The organism is Brevundimonas sp., assembly GCF_044336875.1.
In the GTDB taxonomy this organism is placed as follows: domain Bacteria; phylum Pseudomonadota; class Alphaproteobacteria; order Caulobacterales; family Caulobacteraceae; genus Brevundimonas.
This window is the reverse complement of record NZ_JBIIOP010000011.1, coordinates 32,090-55,829: the sequence shown is the minus strand read 5'-3', so window position 1 is coordinate 55,829 and position 23,740 is coordinate 32,090. Positions and strand designations below refer to the sequence as shown.

General features: G+C 64.1%; 19 protein-coding genes. 6 read left to right on the top strand and 13 right to left on the bottom strand.

Annotated elements, in window-relative coordinates:
• Positions 1–20: 20 nt before the first annotated feature.
• The 10 genes from ACIQ1T_RS13035 to ACIQ1T_RS12990 form a co-directional block, all read right to left on the bottom strand.
• A complete protein-coding gene (locus ACIQ1T_RS13035; protein ID WP_395944985.1) occupies positions 21–1,124 on the bottom strand; it encodes a polysaccharide pyruvyl transferase family protein in 1,104 nt (367 codons plus the stop codon).
• Positions 1,121–2,662, bottom strand: coding sequence for a lipopolysaccharide biosynthesis protein (locus ACIQ1T_RS13030; RefSeq protein ID WP_395944984.1), 1,542 nt, complete (start codon positions 2,660–2,662; stop codon positions 1,121–1,123). The genes ACIQ1T_RS13035 and ACIQ1T_RS13030 overlap by 4 nt, the downstream gene beginning before the upstream one ends.
• Positions 2,659–3,768 carry a glycosyltransferase gene (locus ACIQ1T_RS13025; protein ID WP_395944983.1) on the bottom strand — a complete coding sequence of 370 codons (1,110 nt, stop codon included), beginning with the start codon at positions 3,766–3,768 and terminating at the stop codon, positions 2,659–2,661. Before ACIQ1T_RS13025 ends, ACIQ1T_RS13030 begins: the two co-directional genes overlap by 4 nt.
• Before the next feature lie 2 nt (positions 3,769–3,770).
• Positions 3,771–5,075, bottom strand: a complete 1,305-nt coding sequence (locus ACIQ1T_RS13020; protein ID WP_395944982.1) for an O-antigen ligase family protein — start codon at positions 5,073–5,075, stop codon at positions 3,771–3,773.
• Entirely contained in the window at positions 5,072–6,190 is a 1,119-nt protein-coding gene (locus tag ACIQ1T_RS13015) for a glycosyltransferase (RefSeq protein ID WP_395944981.1), read from the bottom strand. The genes ACIQ1T_RS13020 and ACIQ1T_RS13015 overlap by 4 nt, the downstream gene beginning before the upstream one ends.
• A gap of 3 nt (positions 6,191–6,193) precedes the next feature.
• Positions 6,194–6,682 carry a glycosyltransferase gene (locus tag ACIQ1T_RS13010; RefSeq protein ID WP_395944980.1) on the bottom strand — a complete coding sequence of 163 codons (489 nt, stop codon included), beginning with the start codon at positions 6,680–6,682 and terminating at the stop codon, positions 6,194–6,196.
• Entirely contained in the window at positions 6,679–7,077 is a 399-nt protein-coding gene (locus ACIQ1T_RS13005) for a glucuronosyltransferase (RefSeq protein WP_395944979.1), read from the bottom strand. The genes ACIQ1T_RS13010 and ACIQ1T_RS13005 overlap by 4 nt, the downstream gene beginning before the upstream one ends.
• 59 nt (positions 7,078–7,136) lie before the next feature.
• Positions 7,137–8,111, bottom strand: a complete 975-nt coding sequence (locus tag ACIQ1T_RS13000) for an SDR family NAD(P)-dependent oxidoreductase (protein ID WP_395944978.1) — start codon at positions 8,109–8,111, stop codon at positions 7,137–7,139.
• Complete coding sequence (locus tag ACIQ1T_RS12995; protein WP_395944977.1) at positions 8,111–9,433, bottom strand: UDP-glucose dehydrogenase family protein; 1,323 nt, start codon at positions 9,431–9,433, stop codon at positions 8,111–8,113. The genes ACIQ1T_RS13000 and ACIQ1T_RS12995 overlap by 1 nt, the downstream gene beginning before the upstream one ends.
• Before the next feature lie 203 nt (positions 9,434–9,636).
• Positions 9,637–11,844 carry a GumC family protein gene (locus ACIQ1T_RS12990; RefSeq protein ID WP_395944976.1) on the bottom strand — a complete coding sequence of 736 codons (2,208 nt, stop codon included), beginning with the start codon at positions 11,842–11,844 and terminating at the stop codon, positions 9,637–9,639.
• A 558-nt stretch (positions 11,845–12,402) separates the two neighbouring features.
• Here ACIQ1T_RS12990 and ACIQ1T_RS12985 point away from each other — a divergent pair.
• On the top strand, positions 12,403–14,514 hold the full coding sequence (locus tag ACIQ1T_RS12985) for a WD40/YVTN/BNR-like repeat-containing protein (protein ID WP_395944975.1): 2,112 nt from the start codon (positions 12,403–12,405) through the stop codon (positions 14,512–14,514).
• Positions 14,515–14,530: 16 nt separating this feature from the next.
• Here the strand turns inward: ACIQ1T_RS12985 and ACIQ1T_RS12980 are convergent, their stop codons facing one another.
• Positions 14,531–16,441 carry an acyltransferase family protein gene (locus ACIQ1T_RS12980; RefSeq protein ID WP_395944974.1) on the bottom strand — a complete coding sequence of 637 codons (1,911 nt, stop codon included), beginning with the start codon at positions 16,439–16,441 and terminating at the stop codon, positions 14,531–14,533.
• A gap of 201 nt (positions 16,442–16,642) precedes the next feature.
• Here ACIQ1T_RS12980 and ACIQ1T_RS12975 point away from each other — a divergent pair, with 201 nt between their 5' ends.
• From ACIQ1T_RS12975 to ACIQ1T_RS12955, 5 genes are all read left to right on the top strand, one after another.
• Positions 16,643–17,644: a glycosyltransferase gene (locus ACIQ1T_RS12975; protein WP_395944973.1), complete on the top strand. Its 1,002-nt coding sequence runs from the start codon at positions 16,643–16,645 to the stop codon at positions 17,642–17,644.
• Positions 17,641–18,984, top strand: coding sequence for an oligosaccharide flippase family protein (locus ACIQ1T_RS12970; RefSeq protein ID WP_395944972.1), 1,344 nt, complete (start codon positions 17,641–17,643; stop codon positions 18,982–18,984). The genes ACIQ1T_RS12975 and ACIQ1T_RS12970 overlap by 4 nt, the downstream gene beginning before the upstream one ends.
• A gap of 10 nt (positions 18,985–18,994) precedes the next feature.
• Positions 18,995–20,167 (top strand): glycosyltransferase, encoded by a 1,173-nt coding sequence (locus tag ACIQ1T_RS12965; RefSeq protein ID WP_395944971.1) that lies wholly within the window; start codon positions 18,995–18,997, stop codon positions 20,165–20,167.
• A gap of 21 nt (positions 20,168–20,188) precedes the next feature.
• On the top strand, positions 20,189–20,833 hold the full coding sequence (locus tag ACIQ1T_RS12960) for a glutathione S-transferase (RefSeq protein ID WP_395944970.1): 645 nt from the start codon (positions 20,189–20,191) through the stop codon (positions 20,831–20,833).
• 95 nt (positions 20,834–20,928) lie between these two features.
• The gene (locus tag ACIQ1T_RS12955) at positions 20,929–21,078 is read left to right on the top strand and encodes a hypothetical protein (protein WP_395944969.1); all 150 of its coding nucleotides are present in this window, start codon (positions 20,929–20,931) and stop codon (positions 21,076–21,078) included.
• A gap of 4 nt (positions 21,079–21,082) precedes the next feature.
• Here the strand turns inward: ACIQ1T_RS12955 and ACIQ1T_RS12950 are convergent, their stop codons facing one another.
• Both ACIQ1T_RS12950 and ACIQ1T_RS12945 read right to left on the bottom strand, forming a co-directional pair.
• Positions 21,083–22,666 (bottom strand): lytic transglycosylase domain-containing protein, encoded by a 1,584-nt coding sequence (locus ACIQ1T_RS12950; protein WP_395944968.1) that lies wholly within the window; start codon positions 22,664–22,666, stop codon positions 21,083–21,085.
• 197 nt (positions 22,667–22,863) lie between these two features.
• Positions 22,864–23,661, bottom strand: a complete 798-nt coding sequence (locus ACIQ1T_RS12945; protein WP_395944967.1) for a uracil-DNA glycosylase family protein — start codon at positions 23,659–23,661, stop codon at positions 22,864–22,866.
• Between the last annotated feature and the right edge of the window lie 79 nt (positions 23,662–23,740).

Genomic DNA, 23,740 nt, shown 5'->3' with positions numbered 1-23,740 from the left:
CTTCGAGTTGAAGTGCCGCGTTAACCTGCGGACTTATTTAGGAATGCGTTGACATACTCGGCGTTTGACCGTGAGGCGCGCGTCAAGGCCTCGGGGACAGTAAGCGGCGTCTTGTCCACGAGCGCCCATGCCTGGTCGAAAGCGGCTGAGATCGAAGCGGAGCTCCAGTCGGCCTTGGGGACGCAGACTTGGGTCCGTTCGAGTTGGCGGTAGAAGCGCACCGTCTTCTGGTGCGTCGGCAGGGATAGAACCGCGCGGCCATAAGCCGATCCGACGATGCCGATATGAAGCTTGGTCGTGATGATCAGGTCGGCGGCGGACAACCGTCCCAACATCGAATCCAGTCCGTCATAGGCTTCGAAGCGACCGTTGGGAAAACGCGTCAAGAACAGCTCTGCCGCTTGTCGATGCATCTCGGCGACGGCTGTGCCTCGTTGGTCCGAGATGCCGACGACGAAGCAGTCGAGCCCGTGCAGGCGCTTTTCCAGTTCATCGAACACCACCGCCCACTCATCTGCCCCGGACGGCGCCCGATCGAATTGGACGGCGACGATCTTTCGGCCCTCTGCTTGCGCTCTGAATCGAGCGGCTTCCGTCTGCGCGATAGCGTTCAGGGGAGTGTTTGACAAAGTGACGGCGGCGTCGGCGGAAATGGCGTCGCACCGCACGCCATATTGTTTCGCCCAGTTAGCGCTCTCCGGATCGCGGAGCACGATAGCGGCGGCGCCTTTCATCAGCGACTTGGCCTTCCAACGCGCGAACAGATTCGAGATCGGGCCGAAACCCGCACCGATCACGGCGTAGGGCAAATTCTTGCTTCTGGCTTCGGCCATGACGGAGAGGTGGCGTTCGACAAGTTTGAAACCCCAGTTCCATCGTCCTGGCAGAGACCGTTTTGGCTCTCCGAGGTAGCCACCGCCGACCAGCAGGACGGCTCGAGGCGCATCGGTGACGTCCGGCGAAAGATTCAGGTCTCGATGCACATAGTCCGGAGCGCCGATCGTGATCGGTTCCCAGCCAGCTTCCCGCGCCCAATCGGCGAAGATGCGCGCCAGAAGAATGTCGCCGAAGTTCTCGACTTCATATGCGCCGTGCAGGCGCAGGACGGGACGTCGAATGTTCACTTCAACACCTTCATTTGGAATGCTGAGACCGCGCTGAGGCCTGAAATCTTGCGGGGCGCCTTGGATAGCAGGAGTGAAAGCAGCCACCGGCCGTCTTCGTTGATGAAGACGCGAGGCGCAACCCACAGCCCAGCCAAGGTCAGGACGGCGGATGCGACGCCGGCGACGATCAGGGCGACGATGGATGGAACGACCGTAGCGGTTACCGCACCGATCATGGAGCCGATGGCCACGAGCGAGCCGATGGGCACGCCTGAAAGGTGATGTCGGATGAGACGCCCCGGTGTCAACTCAAGGGTGACAGCGCAGGCGATGAGCAGCGCGACGTAGTGGATCAGGAATGCGATCGTCACGGCTATGGCTGCTCCGAAAAGGCCAAAGCGAATACCGATCACCGATCCGATGATGGTGGCGACAAGCAGGAGCGCCTGGAGGGCCGCGACCCACCACGAATGACCAAGCGCCCGAAGAGTGGCGCTGCAGACGCGCTGGGCGGAGCGGAAGGGCAGGGCGAAACCGAAGACGATCACAAGCGGAACGACGCCGGTCCATTGCGAACCCAGAAGGACATCGCAGATCTGGCCGGCCGTCAGACAGACCAGAGCCGTAACCGGCGTCATCGCCACGAAGATCGATCCTTGGGTTTTATAGAAGGCTTGACGCAGTCGCACCTTGTCCGACTGCACGCCGGCGAAGGATGGGAAAAGCACGTCTTCGATGACTTGGCCCACGAGCAGGGTTGGGTAACGTACGATCTGGAGAGCGCGGGAATAAAGGCCGACAGCGGCTGGATTGGTAAAGGACGAGACGATCGCCCTGTCCGACTGCGTGGCCAGCGAGTTGATGACGCGCGCAGCCGAAAATCCGCTGCCGAAGGAAAGAATGTCCTTATAAGCTTGGACATCCGAAGTCGGTTTTTTGGGGAACCGGACAGTCGAGTTGAGCAGTAGGGCTACGACAGCGGCTTGGGTCAATTGGGCATAAACCAGAGACCAGGCGCCCAGACCCAGGCTGGCGCAGGTGAGGCCGACCACGCCGTAACCAAGGACATAGGCCGTGATCTGCCGGGAAGCGAGCAGGCGGAACTTCTTGCCTCTCGCCGCCAAGCCTTCAGCGACAAACGACAGGGATTTGATCGGGAACATCCACGCCAGCGCGGCGATCAGAGGGGCGCTGTCGGCGCTGCCCAGCAGTCGACCAATAGGTTCTGCGGCGATCGAGAGCACGGCGGCGAACAGGCAGCCGGTGGCGAGGGACAGGGTGAAGGCCGCGCGCAGATGTTCGGGCCGCAACTCTTTGCGTTGAACCACCGCTTGGCTGATGCCGAGCGGCGCGACCCCTGCTGCAACATCTATGATGATGCCGGCTATGGCCGCCAGGCCGAACGCGGTCGGCGAAAGCAGGCGCGCCAGGATCGCGAAGATCACAATCTGCAAAACAGCTTGCGCACCGGCCGCAATGCCCAACCATGCGCCGCCCTTCATCACCGTGGAGGACAGCTTCTCCTTGGCCTTCTCAGGCGGAGTGGAGACGTTCATGATACGTGCGGTGTGGGAAACAGGGCTTTCACATAAAGCGCCGTGCTGTTTCCTATAGTGAAATCGAATCCACGAGCCTTGGATATCTGCCGATCGACCGGATGGTCGAGTGTCGCCAATATAGCGTCCGCCATGGCCTTGTCGTCGCCGACGGGCGTCAGCCGCCCGAAACGGCCGTTGTCGAGAATTTCACGTGGGCCGCTCGGGCAGTCTGCGGAGACGACCGGAGCACCGCACGCCAAAGCCTCGATCAGCGCGTTCGGCAAGCCTTCGTAGCGCGATGAAAGCACGAAGACGTCGGCGTGGGACATATAGCTGAAGGGTTTGGCGACAAAGCCAGGCAGGTCGATGTCCTCAGGGTAGGCCGAAGTCCCCCTGGCCGTTTCAAGCGCGCCGCGCAAAGGGCCTTCGCCGACGATCACCAGTCGGCACGACCGTGCTTGCCTCACACGCTCGAACGCCTTGAGCAAGGTGAGGAAGTCCTTTTGCCGATCTAGGCGCCCCACGCCCACGACGACAGGAATATCGCCTGAGAACCAGGGGTGCTCAGGCTTGATCGCGGCCGCTTCGGTCAAGGTGGTTGTTACGACAGGATTGACTGCGATCGTCGTGACCCGGTTGCGCTCTAGGCGAGCGAACCGCGCAAGATCGGCCGCCATGTCGCCAGCTACGGCTACGATGACATCGGCGTGGCGATAGAGATAGGGCGCAAGCTTGTAGGCCAGCCTAGTCGCCTTGTGAGGGCTTTCGCGCACCGCGACCGAAGGAAATAGCCCCTCCCGGATCAGGACGCGGGTCTGTCCTCCAGAAAGCAGTTTTGCGGCAATCACAGCGATGTTGCACGCAGGCTCAGTGACCATCATCACATCGGGCCGCTCTCGCCGCATATAGCGCGCCAATGCTGGAATAGCGCCGAAAATTCGCTTCGAACCCAAGCGGGTCAGTTTCACCGAAGGGGAAAGTTCGCTTCTAAAACTACCTTCTGGCTCAAGCGTCAGCACTTCGACCTGGTATCCTGCGTCAGCGAAACCCCCGGCGAGACGCACCATGGCGCGTTGGGCGCCGCCGCCCTGCATCGACCTTATGAAGAAGGTGACTTTTTTCATATTTAGCCTGCGGCGCTGCGTTGACGCGCCAGCCGGGGGCGTCGGTCGAAGGCATAGAATGAGAAGGCCACGATCATCACCCAGATTCCCGTATTGGGTCTGAAGAAAAGGGCTCCAGCGAACCCGATAACGGTGAAGGTGAGGAAGATCACGAACATCGTCGCCGAGTCTGGGTTCCCGCGCATGGATGAGAGAAACAATTTGAGGTGTGCGTGAAGAAGAAAGGCCAACTGTATAATCAGGCCAACAATGCCGACATCCAGCAGGATCTCGATATAGGCGTTATGGGCGTGGCCGATGCTGGCCATCCAGCTTGATGTCCCGAAGAATTCCGCTGCATGATCCCAGAATGCTTGATAGCCGCTGCCCAGCCAGAGTCTGTCTTGGATGAATGGAAGCAATGCGGTCCAGATCGAAGTCCGCCCTGTCAAGCTGGCGTCGCGGCCGAGAAGCTCCAGAATCGTACTGAAGAGTGCTCCCGCGTCGGTGAATACAAGCACCAGAATGATTGCTAGCGCCGTTAGTGCGATCGGGCGGAAAATGACGAACCGGCGGAACAGATAGAGCGAGATGAAAGTAGCGACACCAAACGTCGTTGCCGCAAGGCCTGTCGCAGATTTAGTCTGGAGCAGCATCAGGAAGCCGACGGCCAGCAGAGGCCAGTTCAACTTCTTCATCCAGTTCGTTTTGCGGGACCCCAGCCAAATTATGATGAACAGGCTGGCCGACCAGGCCGCCTGGTTCTTGAAGCCCAGCAGGCCCCGCCACTGGCCAGCAAACTTGTCGTGGACGTGGGTGCCTAGGCTCGGCACGGCGATTGAAAACAGCACCGAAAGGACGGTGAATATGGCCAGGTTGATGGCGAAGAAGCGCAGCAACCGCTCGCGTCCCACCTCAATATAGACAAGCAATCCAACGGCAGTCGTGCCCAGCAGGGCGATCGATCTGCGGATCGTTAGGTTCGGATCTATCGACCACAGGGCGCTCAGCACGATGAAGGCGATCGCCAGAAGCATCCACGGATTGCGAGGCAGAAGCTCCAGCACGATCCGTTGTCGCTTCGGCAGGGCGAGCAAAACGATCGCGCTTAGCTGGATCAGCAGCGCCACAGGCAGGAAGAGCGCCTTAAGCGCACCCCCGCTCGATCCGTCCGAGGCGCCGAACAGGTGGGTCAGCGCGCCCTGGAAAAAGAGAAAGGCTAGGCTGCAGAAGATCAGCGGCCACCGCGACGGCGGTTCCTGGGCAGGGCGTTGCGTCGGAAGCGGACGAATCTGAGGCGAGAGCGTGAGTTCGGATGCGGCCGTCATGCGTCAGCCCCGCTCGTTTTCCTGTGCGGCAGGCCGGCAGCGTCGAGATATCCCTCCACCATGGCGTCAAGCTGGAATCTGGCGGCCTGTGCCGGTCCTCCCGCCGTCAAACTTTGCTTCAGTGTGCTGTCACCAGCGATCGAGTTGATCGCGTCCGCCCATTCTCGGGGATCGAATGGGCGGAACAGGGCAGCCTCGCCGCCGACCTCCCGTGCAATCGGAATGTCGCTGGCGATCACTGGGGTAGACTGCGACATAGCCTCGACCAAGACGCGCCCGAAACCTTCGTAGATAGAACAGAACAACAGCACATCTATAGCCTGATAGAAGCGGGTGATGTCTGCTCCGCGCACTGCTCCCAAGAAGGTGACCCTGTCCTGCAGGCCCAGCGCCGCGACCTTTCGCCGAAGACGAGGTTCCTCCGGTCCGTCTCCGGCCAGGTAGAGATGCGCGTCGGGCAAGAGGTTGACGACGTCGATCGCAAACTCAGTGTTCTTCTGGGGGTGAAGCCGACCCAGTACGCCTAGGACAAGGTCGGATCGCGGCATACCGAACCTGGCCCGGCTCGCCTCTCGTCCGTCCGGAACCGCAGGCAGGGCTGGGGTCGCGTTATGCACAACCTGCATTCGCCGACGGTATGGTTCAGGGTAGGCGGCAAAGGATTCCTCCACCGTCCGGCTGACCGCGATATTGGCGTTGTAGAGCCCGGCGCCGCCTATTGCGCGTTCGACACGGGCGACCACGGGCGACTGCCTGTCGGAAGGGTTTCGTTGCGTCGCGATCATGCGGCAATCCCCAAGGCGCTTGGCTACCAGGGAGCCCATGATGTTGGCCATGGGCTGGAAACCGAAAATCGCCTTGGGGCGGCGATCCAGAATTTGCCGTTTGCTGTCGCGAAGGAACCGATACCAACTGTTTGGGGATGAAGGCGCACCTTCGGCAACGACGAAGAAATCCTCCGTCCCGTGTCTGGCTTCGGGCTCGCGCTCGAACAGGAAGCCCAGTTCGGCGATGTACCCACGGCGCTGGAACTCCGCAGTCAGCATGCCCGCATTCAACTGCGCGCCGCCGATCCCATGCCAGTTGCAGAGGCAGATGATGTCGGCATTTCCCATTCGCTATCGTCCGCCCGCCAGTGTGTCGATCTGCTGCGCCAGGCGCGCGACGAAGCTGGTTCTCTTCTGTTCCAAATCTGCTGCGGTCGATGCGGCCTGTGGGCGCGCGCGGATAATGACTTCGAGTTCCTCCGGCGTACGGGCGATGTAAATGCCCGGTCGGCCTGTCAGCTGACTGGAGGTCGCCAGTTGATGGTCATTTCTATGTTCGCCATAGCGCGCCTCGCGCGGGAACAGGACGATGGGCTTGCCGTGCTTTTGGGCCGTCAGAATCGTTCCAATGCCCGCGTGAGAGACAACCAGGTCGGCCGAGCGGAATTTTTCATCGAATACGCGTGGATCCATCGACTCCGCCCACTCGAAGGATTTGGGGCGATAGGTCGAACGACCGATCTGGCCGAAGATCGGCTGGTCCAGCGTGGGTGCAATCTGGTCGAGTGCCTTTACGAGTCTGTCGAATGGCAATTGGGTGCCGAGAGTGAGCAGGATCAAAGCACGCTCCCAAGATAGTGCGTGCCGGACGCCTCGTCGGCTAGGTGTTCCCACTGGGTCAGATGAAGAGCCGCTATACGGCGCGCCATTCGCCCGCTCAACGACAGCCGCTCCGAATTAGCCACGCTGTCGATCCAGATCCCCTTGGAGCCGTGAAGGCGTCCGATCGCCAAGGCCAGAACTCCGGGCGCGGCGCCGGTGGTCACCACGATGTCCGGCCGGTCTTTTTGGAAGATCTTGAGAAGATCCCTTACGCAGCGAAGCACGGACATCAGATCGTCGCGATTACAGTCGGCGATCACGACCGAGGGCGAGACGCTGGCCTTCTCAGCCAAGCCTTCGATCGTGTTCGCATAGACCACGTCATGTCCAGTGAAGGCGGTTCTCAGGAGCATCAGCTGTTCCCAATGTCCTCCGCCAGAGGAGACGGCGAAAATCCGAGCCATCGCCACCCCTATCCGTTCTCAAAAGTGCGCCACCAACGGGCGAACTTTTCCAGTCCGTCCTTCAGAGGAACTTTGGGCTTGTAGCCGGTGAGGGCGTTCAGCTTGGTGATGTCGGCATATGTCGCCGTCACGTCGCCGGGCTGCATGGGACGCATAATCTTGCGGGCCTCGGCGCCCAAGGCGTCTTCCAGAGTGGCGATCATGTCCATCAGGCCGACAGGCTCGCTGTCGCCGATGTTATAGACCTCGTGAACACCTTCTGCCGGCGGGTTGTCGAGGACGCCGACGATTCCATCGACGATGTCGTCGATATAGGTGAAGTCCCGGGCCATCTTGCCTTCGCCATAGACTTCGATCGGCTCGTCTCGGACGATCTTTCGTGTGAAACTGTAGTAGGCCATATCCGGTCGCCCCCACGGACCGTAGACCGTGAAGAAGCGGAGGCCGGATTGAGGGAAGCCGTACAGCTTTGCATAGCTCTGGCTAATCAGTTCGCAGGACCGTTTCGTCGCTGCGTAGAGCGAGACGGGTGTGACGGTGGGGTCGTCTTCGCGGAAGCCTTGCCCATCCAGCGGCCGGTCGCCATAGACCGAGCTCGACGATGCATAGACCAGATGCCTTATGCCGTTGTGGCGGGCCGCTTCCAGCATGGAAAGGTGCCCGGCCAGATTGGACCTCTCGTAGGCGAACGGGTTTTCCAGCGAGTATCGCACCCCTGCCTGGGCGGCGAGGTGAACGATGCGATCCGCGCCGCTTTCGGCGACGAGGGTTCGCATCTGTTCATGGTCAGCGATATCTGCGCGAACCATGCGGAAACCCTCGCGCCCTTCGAGGCGCGCCGCGCGGGCTTCCTTCAGCGCAGGATCGTAGTAGTCATTGAAGACATCGATCCCGACCACCGTCTCACCGCGGTCGAGCAGACGCTCGGCCGTATGCATGCCGATGAAACCGGCCGCGCCCGTAACAACAACGGGGTTGGCCATCAGCCCCGTCCGATGTCGCTGTACTTGAAGCCGCGGCGTTCCATGTCCTCGGCGCGATAGACGTTGCGCAGATCCACCAGAACCGGCTGGTTCATCAGGCTCTTGACCCGATCCAGATCGAGGGCGCGGAACTGGTCCCATTCGGTGATGATGACCACGGCGTCGGCGCCTTCGACAGCCTCATAGGCGTTGGTCTTCATGTCGACGCCGTCCAGCAGCTTGGACGCCTCGTGCATGCCCTCGGGGTCGAAGGCCTGGACCTTGGCTCCGGCGGCGATGAGCGCCGGGGCGATGTCCAGCGAAGGGGCGTCGCGCATGTCGTCGGTGTTGGGCTTGAAGGTCAGACCCAGCAGGGCGACCGTCTTGCCGGCGACGCTGTCGCCCAGGGTGGTCTCGACGCGGCCGGCCATGGCCTTCTTGCGCGCGTCGTTCACCTCGACCGTCGTCTCGATCAGCTTGACAGGGGCGCCGTACTGCTGGGCCGTGCGGACCAGGGCGATGGTGTCCTTGGGGAAGCAGGAGCCGCCATAGCCGGGACCGGCGTGCAGGAATTTCGAGCCGATACGCTTGTCCAGGCCGATGCCGCGCGCGACCTGCTGCACATCGGCGCCGACGGCTTCGCAAAGGTCCGCCATCTCGTTGATGAAGGTGATCTTCATCGCCAGGAAGGCGTTGGCGGCGTACTTGATCAGCTCCGACGTGCGGCGACCGACGAAGAGCAGCGGGCTCTCGTTCAGGTTCAGCGGGCGATACAGTTCGGCCATCACGCCCTTGGCGCGGACGCCGGTGTCGGTCTCTATGTCGTTGACGCCGATGACGACCCGGTCGGGGCGTTTGAAGTCGCCGATGGCGGCGCCCTCGCGCAGGAACTCGGGGTTGGAGACGACGGCGAAATCAGCGTCGGGGTTGGCCTTGCGGATGATGGCCTCGACCTCGTCGCCCGTGCCGACGGGCACGGTCGACTTGGTCACGACGACGGTGAAGCCGTCGATCAGGCCGGCGATCTCTTCCGCCGCCGCATAGACGTAGGAGAGGTCCGCATGGCCGTCGCCGCGACGGGTCGGGGTGCCGACGGCGATGAAGACCGCATCGGCGTTCCGGATGGCTTCAGCCCCGTCCAGGGTGAAGAACAGGCGGCCTTCGCGGACATTGGTCGCGACCAGGTCGTCGAGGCCCGGCTCGAAGATGGGGATCTCGCCGCGTTCGAGGCGCTCGATCTTGGAAGGGTCCTTGTCGATACAGGTGACCACGTGACCGAAGTCGGCGAAACAGGCTCCAGACACCAGGCCCACATAGCCGGTGCCGATCATTGCGACGCGCATCTAGAAATCCCCGTTAATCTTCTCGAAAGCTTACGATCCGCCATGTTGCAGTGCAACAGCGCTGATCGGCTAAATCCACGTCGGGCGTGAATTTAAGTACCGTGCGGCAGCGGCTAAGATGGGCGGTGTTCAAACCGTCACAAAAACGGCCCTGGATGGATATCGATCTCGTGACATCCATCCAGGCATTCTGATCAATCAGATCAGGCCGTGTAGTACTTCTTGTACTCGCTGTAATAGTAGCCGGCGTCGCCATAACCCTGTTTCGATTGGGCGTTGACGTCGACCTGGGTCAGCGCGGCGCCCAGGATATAAGCCCCGGATTGCTGCAGCAATTTGACCGCGCTGTTGATGGCGCGGGCCGGCGTCTTGCGCCAGCGAGCCAGCAGGATGGTCATGTCCGCCTTGGCGGCGAGGACGCGGGTGTCGGCTAGGGCCAGGACAGGCGCGGTGTCCATCAAGACCAGATCGAACGACGTGCGCAGCTTGGCCAGCAGCTCGTCCATGGCCTGGGCGCCGAAGATGTCCTGGGTCGCGGTGACGCTGGACAGCGGCAGGATATAGGCGCCGGACGACTCGTCCAGCTTGAGCACCGACTCCAGCGTGGCCGTGCCCTGGATGACTTCGACCAGACCGGCGCCGGCGTTCAGGCCAAGGGCCCGGCTGACGGCCCGACGGCGCAGGTCGCAGTCCAGCAGGACGACGCGGCTGCCCGCAATGGCCGAGACGCGCGCCAGGCCGATCGAGGTGGTGGTCTTGCCTTCGCCGGGCAGGGCCGAGGTCAGGACGACGACCTTGCTGCCCTGGCTGCCGCCGGCGTAGTTGATCGACGTCCGCAGCGACCGGAAGGCCTCCGCGAAGACCGACAGCGGCTTCTTGACCGCGAAGTCGATGGGGTTGATCCCGCGATCCGCCGGTTCGGCGACCGAGGACACCAGGGGAACCGAGCCGATGGCCGGCAGGCCCAGCTTGCGCTCGACTTCCTCGGTCGTGCCGAGACCGGCGTCCATCATTTCCGCCAGGACCACGGCGGCGAGGCCGGCGCCGACGCCCAGAACGATGCTGAGCGCGAGGTTCAGCATGACATTGGGCGAGCTTTGCGAAGTCGGGATCGAGGCGCGGGAGACGATGGTGGCGTCGGCCTGTTCGATACCGGCCTGGGCGCTGGTTTCGCGATAACGGTCCAGGAAGGTCTGATAGACCGAGCGGGCGGCGTCGGCGTTGCCTTCCAGCTCACGCAGTTGCACCGAGGCGCCGCTGTTGCTGGCGAGGGTGCCCCGCGCCGAGTTGAGGCTGGTCTGGACCGAGGCGGTACGTTCCTGAGCGACCCGGACCTGGGCTTCCAGGTTGGAGATGATCCGACGAATCTCGGCCTGGATTTGGGCGTCGATATCGGCCAGCTCGCGCTGCGACCGCACCATGTCGGGGTGCAGAGGGCCGTAGCGGCTGCTCATGTCAGCGACACGGGCGCTGATGGCGGCGCGTTGCGAGCGCAGGTTCTGGATGACCTGGGACGTCAGGGCTTCTCCGACGTCGTCGCCGCTGGAACCCGAGGCCAGCTGGGCGCGGGCGGTGCGAAGACGGGCGACCTGTTCGGCTTCCTGGGCGCGGACACCGGCCAGTTGCTGATTGTAGGCCGAGATCTCCTGCTCGGTCAGGGTCGCGCCCTGCGAGCTGAGCAGATTGTTGGCGATCCGGTAGCTGGAGACGGCGGCGTCGGCCTCCTGCACCTGCTGGCGCAGTTCTTCCAGACGGCTACGCAGGAAGGTGTTGGCCTGGCCGGTGGCGTCCAGCTTTCGGTCCAGTTGGGATTCGATGTATTTTTCAGCGAAAACGTTGGCGATCCGAGCGGCCTTGACGGGGCTCTCCGAGGTGAAGCCGACATTCATCGAATAGGTCAGGCCCACCCGACGCACGCCCAGCCGCTGACCGACAGCATTGATGACGCTCTGCCGCTCTGCTTCGCGGCCCGCCTCGGTCGTCGGTGAGGTCCGGTCTGCGCCGAGGCCGACCCAGCCCTTGATCGTGCCCAGCAGACCCGGCTTCTGGAGGCGACCGTTGAACTCCGGATCTTCGGTCAGTCGGAGAGAGTCGACGACCGCAGCCGCCAGTTCCGGCGACTTCAGCACCTCGACCTCGGTGTCGACCACGCTGGTCTCAGGGTTCAGGCCGGACAAGACGGCCTTTGAATCGACCACCTGTTCGGTGCGGGTGTTGATCTGGAGATTGCTGGTCGCGGTATATAGCGGCGTCTGGCGCAGCATAACCACGGCCACAACGATGAAGACCACGGCGGCGACCGCCGCGAACAGTTTCAATCGACGGCGGAACACGGCGATCAGCCGCTGAATGTCGATCGTTTCGCCTGCGCGGCCGGCATTGCTCGGCGAATAGTCGTTCGTCTCAGTCATTGCACCATCATCAGGACTTTGGCCGCAGCCGGATTGGACAGGTCAGGTTCTAGTCGGGGATCGCAAGACGCCCACCTTATACCGCACCGCACAAAAACGGCCTAGCTGCGGCGGCGTGTCGTCTAAAATCGATCCCGTTACCAAACAATTGCCTGTGCATTCTGCACTTATCATGCCGCGTTGACACAAAAGAAACGATAAAGCGACTGAGGCTCGCGATCATCCAATTTCGTGGTCTAACGACGATATGTTGCGGGCGCGAGGCTCGTGCGAGCGTGGCGTGCGCTGTTTTCAACCTTTAGACGCTCATTTCGCCGAAAGGCCATCCGCTTGGGGAAACTGGCTATGTTGTCCGCATTCGTTTCGGCGATTCTCCTTTTGGCACTGTCTGGCGACGGGACCAGACCTTCTGCGGCGGCGACGGCCCAAGGCGTGGAAAGTCCGATAGCGCCTCCCGTCGCAAGCCCCTCGGCTTCCACCTATGCTTGGCGTGCGGTCCCGATCGGAGGCGGCGGGTTCCTGACCGGCCTGAGCATGGATCGGCGTGGCGAAACGCGCGTGGCGCGCGCCGATGTTTATGGCGCCTATCTCTGGGACGATGCGGAGGACCGCTGGGTTTCCCTGGTCACCACGGCGAACATGCCCGACCCTCAACCCATGCGGCTGAGCCAGGGAGTTTATGAGGTCGTCGTAGCGCCGTCCGATCCACAGCGTATCTACCTCGCCATGGCGGGCGGTCTGTACCGGTCGACGGATCGCGGGCGCCGGTTCGATAAGGCGGCCCTGCCGATGTTGTCCTTCGACGCCAACAGCCCCTTCCGGCACTATGGCCCCTTCATCGCGGTGAAACCCGACAATCCCGATCTCGTCGTCTTCGGCACCCCGCGAGACGGAATGTGGCGATCCGAGGATGGAGGGCTGACCTGGTCCCGGAACGACACACTGCCTTCTGCTACCGGCGGTCCCAATGATCCCGCGCCCGGCGCGGTTTTGTGGTTCACTCCGGACGGATCGGCGCTTTGGGCGGCGGTCGCCGGTCGCGGCGTCTGGATTTCCAGGGATGACGGGAAGAGCTTCCGTCCCCTCGGCGGAAACGGGCAGCCGGCTCCCCAACGTCTCAGGCATGGCGTTTTCGCACCTGACGGCGCCTTTTTCGGCGTTGATGTCGACAACAAGAAGGTCTGGAAGTTCGCGGATGGCCGCTGGACCGACCTGACCGGAAACGCGGGCATCCAATCGGCCGCCTTCGCCGCCGTCGCCGTGAATCCGCGCGACGGCGGGGTCTATGTCTTCGACGTCGGGGGGCGCGGTTATCTCAGCACTGACGGCGGCGACCACTGGTCGCGGCTCGGAGGCCGTCCCGGCGTCGGCGAAAAGGATCCGCCATGGCTCCATGTCGTCGACAACGGCTTCTTCGCCACGGGGGAGGTGGTTTTTGACCCGGTCACGCCCGACCGTCTCTGGAATGCGGCGGGCACCGGCGTTTATTTCGCCGATGTCGGCGCTGATCCTCGCCGGGTGAACTGGAAAAGCCGGGTGCGAGGCATCGAGGAACTGGTGGCGAATGACGTTGTCGCGGCGCCGGGACGCCTGCCCATCTTCGCCGGCTGGGATTTCGGCCTGCACGTTCGGGACGACCTGACCCGGTTTTCCACCGGATACGGCCCCAAGGAGCGTGTGCTGATCGGGGTGCAGCAGGTCGACTGGAGCGCGGCGGATCCGGGCTTCATGGTGACCAACGCCTCGGACACCCGCACCTCCTGCTGTTCGGAGGACGGCGACGCGATCCTCGCGGGGTACAGCACAGACGGCGGTCGGACCTGGGCCAAGTTCGCCAACCTGCCCCAGCCGCCGGGAACTGAAGCCTCCGACCCCTGGCGCATGGCCTTCGGGACCATCGCCGTGTCCTCAAGCGACGTGAACAACATCGTCTGGGCGCCCGCCTATAATCGCTCGCCCTTCTATACGACCGACCGGGGCGTGACCTGGAAACGCGTGTCGCTGCCGGGGGAAGTGCTGCCGGATACCGGCTCCTATTCCCGATACAACTACCATCGACGCACCCTGACGGCGGACAGGGTGCGTCCGGCGACCTTCTATCTGATGCATAGCGGGGACGGTGCAAACGCGGGGCTGGAAGGGCTGTGGACGACGGAGGACGGCGGTCGCAACTGGCGTCGGGTCTTCCGGGGCGCCATCGCGCCGGACGGCCGCTTCAGCGCCAAGCTTCGGGCCGTTCCGGGGCGGGCCGGCCATCTGTTCTTTACAGCCAATGCGGAACATTCCGCCGACAAGCGCTTGCGTCGGTCCACTGACGGCGGCCGCACCTGGCAGGCGCTGGAGGGCGTCGAGCATGCGCACGACATCGCTTTCGGCAAGGCCGCGCCCGGCGCGGACTACCCCGCAATCTATGTCGCGGCCCGAGTGCAGGGGCGTTACGGCGTCTGGCGCTCGACGGACGACGCCGCCAGTTGGACCATGGTCGGCGCCTTCCCGGTCGGGACTTTGGATGAAGTCGTGACCATGGATGCCGACAAGGATGTGTTCGGCCGTGTCTATCTGGGATTCAAGGGGTCGGGTTGGCGATATGGGCAGCCTGCGGAATGCCGCGCCGCACCTTATGTCTATGGAGAAGATCAGGAATGTTTCGGGCTTCGCGACGCGTCATAGGGTGGGCCGGAGCCGGTCAGTTCCCTGGCCCAATAACATCCGCAAGCCCCGGATTGTCCTCGCGGATACGCGCCGCCAGACGTCGTGCGCCATCGGTCGTGTAGTGGGCGTAGTCGAAGACGATCGGCGCGCCTGACGGCGCCCGGGCCTCGCAGCGGTTCTCCGAACACAGCGGCGTCTGTTCCGAAACATAGGTCGCGCCGGCGCGGGTCACGGCGTCGCGCATGATCCGATCCAGTTCCCGCCGGTCCTCGCGCAGGAAGGGTTCGGTCGAGAAGCCCGTGCCGATCCACGACATCCGCGCCAGAACGGCGGGCAGGGCGTCGGAATACTCCAGCGCCGGCCCCATGACGATGACGGTCTGGCCGGACGCCTTGAGCCGACCGATGCTGGCGACCAGGGACGGCACGTCCCGTTCGGCCCACCGGGCGCCGAGGATGACGGCCTGATAGCGGTGCTTCCCGAGCCGGTCGTAGATCATGTCGATCATCGGGCGGCAGTAGGGTTTGCCCAGCGCATAGTCGTCGATCGGCGAGCAGCCGGCCGCCGTGGCCTGGACGAAATTGGTTGCGGGATAGGCCTCACGCAGCCCGGGCAGCAGATAGGCCAGGTGGCTGTCGCCGAACGTCAGGACATTGGGCCGGTCCGCGCGATCCGTCAGACAGGTCTGGACATTCAGTTCGGGATTGGGAGATTCCTCGGTCAGGAAACAGACGTCGCGAGAGACTTCGACGCGGCTTTCGGGACGGCGGTCGTAATCCAGATAGGCCAGATCGCTTTTCGCCTGGGGTTGGCGAAGCAGAAGGCTGGCGGACGCCATATGCGCCAGGGCAGGGCCTGCGGCTGCGGCGATCAGCAGACTGGCCAGGGCGCCCGCCAACAGTTTGCGAACCGGAACCTGAGTCCATGTCCTGGCTCTGAAGGGGGTCTCGATCCAGCGATAGGAGGCGACGGCCAGGGCCACGGAGACGACCAGACAGATGGCCAAGCCGGACAGGCCCAGTTCCGCACCCATGAATTGCCGGGCGACGACCGCGACCGGCCAGTGCCAGAGATACAGGGAGTAGGAAATCTTGCCTATGCCGCGCGGCAGTCTTGAGCCGAGCACGGCGCCGAGCCGGGTGCCCGAACCATAGGCGATGATCAGGGCCGCGCCCAGACAGGGCGCGAGGGCGTTGACCCCCGGGAAGCTGGAGGCGGCCGTCAGGCTGAACACCCCGAAGGCGATCAAGGCCACGCCGCCTGCCGAAAGGACTTCTCGCGCCATGCGATTGGCGACGGTCGGCGTCGCACCCAGGGCGATCACCGCGCCGAGGCCCAGTTCCCAGGCCCGCGGCGGGAACATGTAGAAGGCGATCTTGGCCTGGTTGGTCTCGAGCAGATAGACGCTTAGCGCGAAGGACAGCAGGACGGAGATCCAGACCAGGGCCGCCATGAAACGGCGCGCATAGCGGAAAGCCAGCCCCAGCATGATCGGATACAGGATGTAGAACTGCTCCTCGACCGCCAGAGACCAGGTATGGAGCAGCATCTGAGTGTCGGATGCGGCGTCGAAATAGTTGAATTCCTTTCCGAAATAGAAGTTCGAAAGGAAGGCCGCCACGGGCGGCAGGCTGCGGGCGAAGGCCTTGATGTCGACCGGTGTGAAGGCGATCGGCATCAGGACGCAAAGCACCGCCAGCAGGAACAGCAGGGCGGGCAGGATGCGCAGGGCGCGGCGACGATAGAAGTCGGCGATGGAAAACTGGTTCGCGGCGAACTGGCGCTGCAGGATGGCGGTGATCAGATAGCCGGAGATGACGAAGAAGACGTCGACGCCCACGAAACCGCCGGACATCGAGGTGATCCCGAAATGGTACAGGGTCACGGCCAGAACGGCGATGGCGCGCAGCCCGTCGATCTCGGCTCTGTAGGCGATTGGCGACACTGACTTTCCCCGTTGATGCCGACAGCACTACCCTGTTGGTCCGGCTTATGAAATATTCGTATTGAGCGACGATTTGGATGTCTCAAAATCGCACATCGTGCAAAGAAGACGCCGAACCAGACGGGCGCGGGGATACGTGTCCATGAAGATGCAACCAGGTTCGGGGGGCGCGGCCGACAGGCAGGGCGCTGGAGGCGACGCGTGAAGGTCACCGTAGGTATAAAGGCGCTCAACGAGGAGCGGCACATCGCAGCCGCCCTGGCCAGTGCGGTGGCGGCGGTCGAGCCTCTGGGCGGCGAGGTTGTTCTGGCCGACAGCGGATCCACGGACCGCACCCTGGAGATCGCGGCCGATTTCCCGGTGCGGGTGGTGCAACTGGCCAATACGGCCGAGCGCTGCTGCGGCGCCGGCGCCCAGCTGGCCTTCCAGCATGCCGAAGGCGACTACTTCTATCTGCTGGACGGCGACATGGTGCTGGATCCGGATTTCGTGCGGGCCGGCATCGCCTATCTGGAGCAGAATCCCGAGATCGCCGCCGTCGGCGGGCGGGTGCGCGAGATGAACACCGAGGCGCACGAGTTCCAGATCCGGGCCACGACTGTCGCGCGCGACCGGAACTGGCTGCCCGGCGTCGTCGACCGGCTCGACTGCGGCGGCCTGTACCGCACCGAGGCCGTGCGTCAGGTCGGCTGGTTCGCCGACCGCAACCTGCACGCCTTCGAGGAGTTCGAGCTGGCGGCGCGGCTCCAGGCGCGGGGCTGGAAGCTGGCGCGCATCGATCACGCCGCCGTCGACCATTACGGTCACCAGATGGACGGCTATCGCCTGCTGTGGAAACGGCTGAAGTCCGGCTATTCCGGCGCGCCCGGCGAAGTGCTTCGCGGCGCCCTGTCGCGCGCCCATATGCCCATCGTCCTGAAGCGCCTCAGCCATGTGCGGGTCGGGATCGTGGTCGGCGGCTGGTGGCTGCTGCTTCTGGCCAGCCTGCTGACCGGGCAATGGCTGGTGCTGCTGGGGCTGCTGATCGCTCCGCTCGCCTTCCTGACCTTCCGTCGGCGATCGCTGAAACTGGGCCTGTATTCCCTGACAGCCTGGAATGTCAGCGCCCTTGGCCTGATCATGGGCCTGTTCCGCCGACGGGTGTCGCCGGAAACGCCGCTCGCCGCTCGGGACATGACGCAGGCCGGGGTGAAGGCCGGATGACGACCGATCGATCGGCGCTGGTCGGACGCTTTCTCTGGTCTCTCGGGAATTTCGCCTCGTCCTTCGGGCTCAGGTTCGTCTCCAACGTCATACTGACGCGACTGCTGGATCCTGCCGTCTTCGGCGTCATGGTCATCGTCAACGCCATGCGGCTGGGCATCGAACTGCTGACCGACGTCGGCATCGAGCAGAATATCGTGCGGCACAAGGACGGTGCGGACCACGCCTTCTTCAACACCGCCTGGACGATGCAGATCATCCGGGGCTTCTGCCTGACGTCGCTGTTCCTGGTTCTGTCGCCTTTGCTGGCCGGCTTCTATGAAGTCGACACCCGCATATTTCTGGCCATCTCCTTCGCCCCCCTGCTGACCTCGCTGCATTCGACATCGATCTTTCTGGCGGTGAAGAATCTGGAGGTGAAGCGGCGGACCCTGTTCGAATTTTCCGCCGAACTGGCCGGTTTCGTCGTCACCCTGTGCCTGGTCCTGGCCATGCCGAACGTATGGGGTCTGCTGATCGGCACCCTGTGCGCGATTTCGATCCGATCGATCCTCAGCTATCGCCTGCCGCACCCCGGGCACCGGCTGATGATCGATCGGGGCTATGCAAAACAGATCCTGAACTTCGGCGGCTGGATCATGGTGTCGTCGGTGATCATCTTCGCCGCATCCAATCTGGACCGTCTGACCCTGGGCAAGATCGCGCCCCTGGCCCTTGTCGGCATCTATGGTCTGGCGCGCACCATGGCCGATATTCCGGCCCTGATGGCGCGTCGGCTGGGCTATCAGATCATCTTCCCCATGCTGGCCGACGCCAGGTCGCGCGGCGACGAGGTCATGGTCGCCAGCGTATCGCCCGCGCGCATGAAGCTGGTGCTTCTGGCGGCGGCCGTGATCGGCCTGGGGGTGGGGTCTGCGGACTGGGCGGTCTCGATCCTCTATGACAGCCGCTATGTCGAGGCCGGCTGGATGCTGTCCCTGTTGCTGTTCGGTTCGTGGTTCTCGATCCTGTCCAATTTCAACGAGGCCCTGCTGATGGGGGCGGGGCGTCCGGCCTACGAGAGCGGCGCCAATGTCATCCGGTTCGCCGTCCTAGCCGGGGGATTGTGGTTCGGTTACGTCTGGGCCGGGGTGGCGGGCGCCATATTGGCGATCGTGGCGGCGGAGCTGGGGCGGTATGTATTTGTCGCCTATGGCCAGCGCCGCGAACGTCTGTCCTTCCTGCGCCAGGACGCCCTGGCCACCGGCGCCCTGCTGCTGGTCGTATGCGTCTGGGTCGGCGGGCGGCTTGCGCTGGGACTGGGTGATCCGTGGCGGATGATGCTTGAGGGGTTGAAGTGAGCCTGATCCGATGAAAACCGAGCGCAAGCGTATCCTGATCGTCCAGTATGCGGGCGATTATCGCGAGGCCTATCATCGTCTCCAGGCGACAGGCACGGAGACCTACTATGGTCATCGCTATGTGCTGGAACAGCTGGAGGCTCTGCAGCGTGAACACGGCGACGTGGCCATGGTCTGCTGTCTTTCGCCCGAAGCCTACAACGAGGTGCTGCCGAATGGCCTGACGGTCATCGGCGCCAAGGCCCATCCCAAGAAGCAGGCCGGTCGGATCAGGCAGATCATGGCCGACTGGAATCCCACCCATCTGGTCGTCCTGGGTCCGCTGACGGCCCTGATCCGCTGGGGCGTGGCGACGGACCGCAAGGTCCTGTGCCAGTTCGCGGACTCCTTCGACATCCACCCCCTCGTGCGGTTGCTGAAGTACGGCCGGTTGGCGTCTGTCCTCAACGGGAGCGGTGTCGACTGGATCTCGAACCACGGGGTCAACGCCTGCCGGTCTCTGGCCCGGATCGGCGTGAAACCCGAAAAGCTCCTGGCCTGGGATTGGCCCTATGTCCGTCGTCCCGAAGAGACGCCGCCACGCAGCCTGGCGTCGGGGCCGCACAGCCTGCTTTATGTCGGCACCATCCAGCCCAAGAAGGGCGTCGGAGACGCCATAGGCGCCATCGCCGAACTGAAGCGCAGGGGCATGGACGTCACGCTCCGGATCGCGGGGGGAGGGCAGGTGTCCCAGTTCGAAGCCATGGCCGCGCAGCTCGGCGTGGCGGATCGCGTCGACTTCCTTGGCCTGATCCCCAACACCGCCGTGTTCGACGCCATGCAGGCGGCGACGGCCGTGGTGGTGCCCAGTCGCCATGACTATCCCGAGGGCCTGCCGCTGACGATCTACGAATCCCTCTGCGCCCGCACCCCCATAGTGGCGTCGGATCACCCGATGTTTGCCGGCCATCTGGTCGATCGTCGATCCGCCATGGTCTTCCCGGCCGGGCGAGCGGACGCCCTGGCCGACAGCGTCGAGGCCCTGCTGTCAGATCCGGATCTCTATGCCGCGATCTCGGAGGCGACCCTGGCGGCCTGGGGGCGAATGCAGAACCCCGTGAAATGGGGTGACGTCCTGCGCCACTGGGTAGAGGATGCGCCGGAGGACCGTCAATGGTTCGCAGCGAACCGAGTGAGGCTTTAACCCCGAAGGCGAGAAAGCGACATGGAACTGATCATTGGGCCGCGCACCTATTCCACCTGGTCCCTGCGAGGCTGGATGGTGATGAAGCGCACGGGTGCGGACTTCGTCACGATTGACGCCCGCTACGAGACCGCAGCCCAGAAGGCGGCGCTGAGCGAGGTTTCGCCGTCGGGTTTCGTGCCGGTGTTGCGGGTCGGCGGCGAGTTGATCTGGGACACGCTGGCCATCGCCGAATGGGCCGCGGAATCCTATCCCGAGGCCCGGCTTTGGCCCGCCGATCCGACCACGCGAGCCTTGGCCCGATCGGTGACGGCCGAGATACATTCCGGCTTTTCCGCCCTGCGGACCTTCTGCAGCACGGGACCGGATCGACCTATGGTCGGCGACGCCCGTTCTGAGACCCCGTCCGATCCCGCCCTTGATCGCGATCTGGCGCGGGTCGTCAGCCTGTTCCGCCAGATGCGCGATCGCTTCGGCGGCGAGGGGCCGTGGCTGTTCGGGGATTGGTCGATCGCCGACGCCTTCTACACGCCGGTCGCGGCGCGGGTGCGTCATTTCCAGATTGATCTGGCCGATCACGGCGACGACGGGACGGCGTCGACCTATGTCGAGCGCCTGCTGGCCCAGCCCGACTTTCGTCTATGGGAGACGCAAGCGCAGCCTTAATCCCAGCGCAACCATTCCCGCGCACGCTGTATTAAGCTGACGTCGTTATCCGTGGATCACACACGGAACCGAATGTTCCGCCGGGAGGAAGACCAATGCGGGCTCCGGCCATCAACACGACTCAGGGCCAGAACGCCCCGGTCCGCGATCTCGCGTCGCGTCTGATCAATCCCGTGACGGGCTACGCCCTGGCCATCGTGGTCAGCGTCGCCTTCTGGGCGATCCTGCTCTCGGCGATCTTCTAGGGCCTTACTGGTCGCCGGCGACGGTCGTCGCCTGCGCCACCAGGATCGGTTCGGCGACCGGAGCGGGCGGCACATAGTCCAGCGACACCGGGACCAGTTTCGCGCCCGAGGCCACCGCGTCCAGCGTATTCAGCGGGCCGCCGAACATGCGCTGATATATCCAGTAGCTGGCCACGACCTTTTCTACGTAATCACGCGCCTGGGGCACGTCGATCGTCTCGATCAGCAGCAGCGGATCGGCGTCCGGCCCCAGTTTGCGCACGGCCGCGAGCATCGGCCCCGGTCCGGCGTTGTAGGACGCCACCGCCCGCAGCAGGTCGCCCTGGAAGGCCGGCAACTGCAGCATCCGGTTGATATAGGCCTGACCCAGCCGCATGTTGGTCGCCGGGATCAACAGTTTGGACGGGTCGCTGACGAAGGTCCGGTCGCCCGTCATCTCCGCCGCCGTCGTCGGCATCACCTGCATCAGCCCATAGGCGCCGACGCTGGACCGGGCGTCCGGATTGAAGTCGGTCTCCTTGCGCGCCAGGGCGTACACCAGCGACTTCTCGATGGTGAACCCGCCGTCGGGCTGCAGGTCCGGCATGGGGAAACGGGTCGCGTCGATCTTCGTCGCGTCATTGCTGCCCGGCATCATCACCCGCGCCAGGGCCGTCCACATCCGCGCGGCGTCGCCGACGGCGGTGCGCAGGCCCGAACGCAGTTCGCTTTCCGCCTCGGCGCGGCGGCCCACTTCATAATAGGCGACAGTGCGCTTGGCGCGGACGTCGCTCAGGACGAAGGCTTCCAGCTCGTTGGCCTCGACCCGGGCGCCTTCGGGCACATAGATGGCGCGCTGCAGGCGCGGGCCGGCCTGATAGGCGCGCGGCCCCATGTTCTCGATCGTGGGCTCTTCGCCCAGTTGCCGCAGGGCGATCTGGCCGTAGAAGGTCGCGGGCCACTGGGCCGACAGACGCAGATATTCCTCGACCCGGTCCTGGCGGCCCGACTGGGACGCGGCGCGCGCGGTCCAGTAGGCGGCGCCGGCGCGGACCCAGGGATCTTCCGTCGGATCGTTGGCGACCCGCTGGAAGGCGGAATAGGATTCGTGAAACTGACCCAGGCGCCATTCCGCCAGGCCGACGGTCCACCAGTCGCCGATCTCGCGGCCGATGGCCGAGGCGCCCGTCAGGTCGTCGCCGTTGTAGGCGATCCGCGCGGCCTTCATCGGGTCGATGGTCGGGCCGCCCGATACGGCGGTGATCACACTGTTCCAGGTCCGGCCGATCAGGCCGCCCGGCTTGACCGGTTCCGGCGCGCCGTCGGGACGGCGGCGCATGGCCAATGTATAGACCCGGTCGGCGCAGGGCAGATCGGAATAGGTCTCCAGCCAGGCCGCCAGTTCGTCATAGGTGGCGACGTGGTCGGGGTGGAACAGGCTCTCGAACTCGACCTGGCCCAGCAGCACCCGGTCCTGCGCCTGACGGGCCGAGGCGCGAGCCGCTTCCAGGTCGCCGCGCCGCAGGGCGTCGAAGGCGGTGGTGTAGGAAAGCCTGTCGGCCGAGCTCAGGGCTGTGGGGCGCGTGGAACCGGAACTGGATCCGGACATTCCGTCATAAGGCGCCTCCGCCATGGCGGAGCCCGCCGCTGCGGAGAGCGCGAAAGCCAACGTCGAGGCGAGGAACGCCCGGCGGAACAAATACATACGCGGCGGCCCCGTTGGCGTCACCCTGTCCGTTCTCGTCAGACGGGGATCGTTTGGCGTTGGTCGTCAAGCGATCAGGATGCCCCATAATGGGGCAGGGCTCAACCTGAGCCGTCCACTTTTGCTGCAAGTGCGAGAAGATCGGCCCAGACCTGACGTTTGGCCTGGGGCTGACGCAGCAGGAAGGCGGGGTGGAGCGTCGGCATGACCGGAGCCGAAACCGCCCCCTCCGCCAGTCGCCATTCCTTCCACTGACCGCGCGTCTTCATGATGCCCTCCTCGGTCTGCAGGACCGACTTGGCCGAGGCTGCGCCGAGCAGCAGGACCGCCTTGGGCTGCAGCAGGGCGAAGACTCGCTCAACGAAGGGGGCGCAAACGGCCTGTTCCTGCGGCGTCGGGGTACGGTTGCCGGGCGGCCGCCAGAAGACGGTATTGGTGATGAAGACCCGGTCGGTCAGGCCAGCCGCCGCCAGCATCCGGTCCAACAGCTGACCCGCCGTGCCGACGAAGGGCTGGCCGACCCGATCCTCGTCCGCGCCGGGGCCTTCGCCGATCACCAGGACCGGGGCGTTGGGATTGCCGCGTCCGAACACCGACTGGGTCGCGCCCAGCCCCCGCAGCGGACAGCCCTCGAAGCTCGCCACCGCCGCCGCGAGATCCTGAAGGGTGGCCGCGCCGGCCGCCAGGTGACGGGCTTCGGCGATGGCGTCCGCCGCATTGGCGCCGACCATCGGCGTGACGACCGAGGCGGTCGCCTTCTGCACCGCCTTCACCGCCGGGGGCGGGGCGATGTGGGTGTGGTCGACCGGCGCCTCGCCATAGCAGGCGTCGACGCCCGCATCCCGCCAGAAGGCGAGCAGGCTTTCCACCGCAGCTATGTCGTGGGGTTGCGCGTTCATGTCTCGGATCACCGATAAGCCTTGACCGCCCTCGCGTCACCTTCCGATAAGCGGCATAACCACACTAAAGACTAGGATT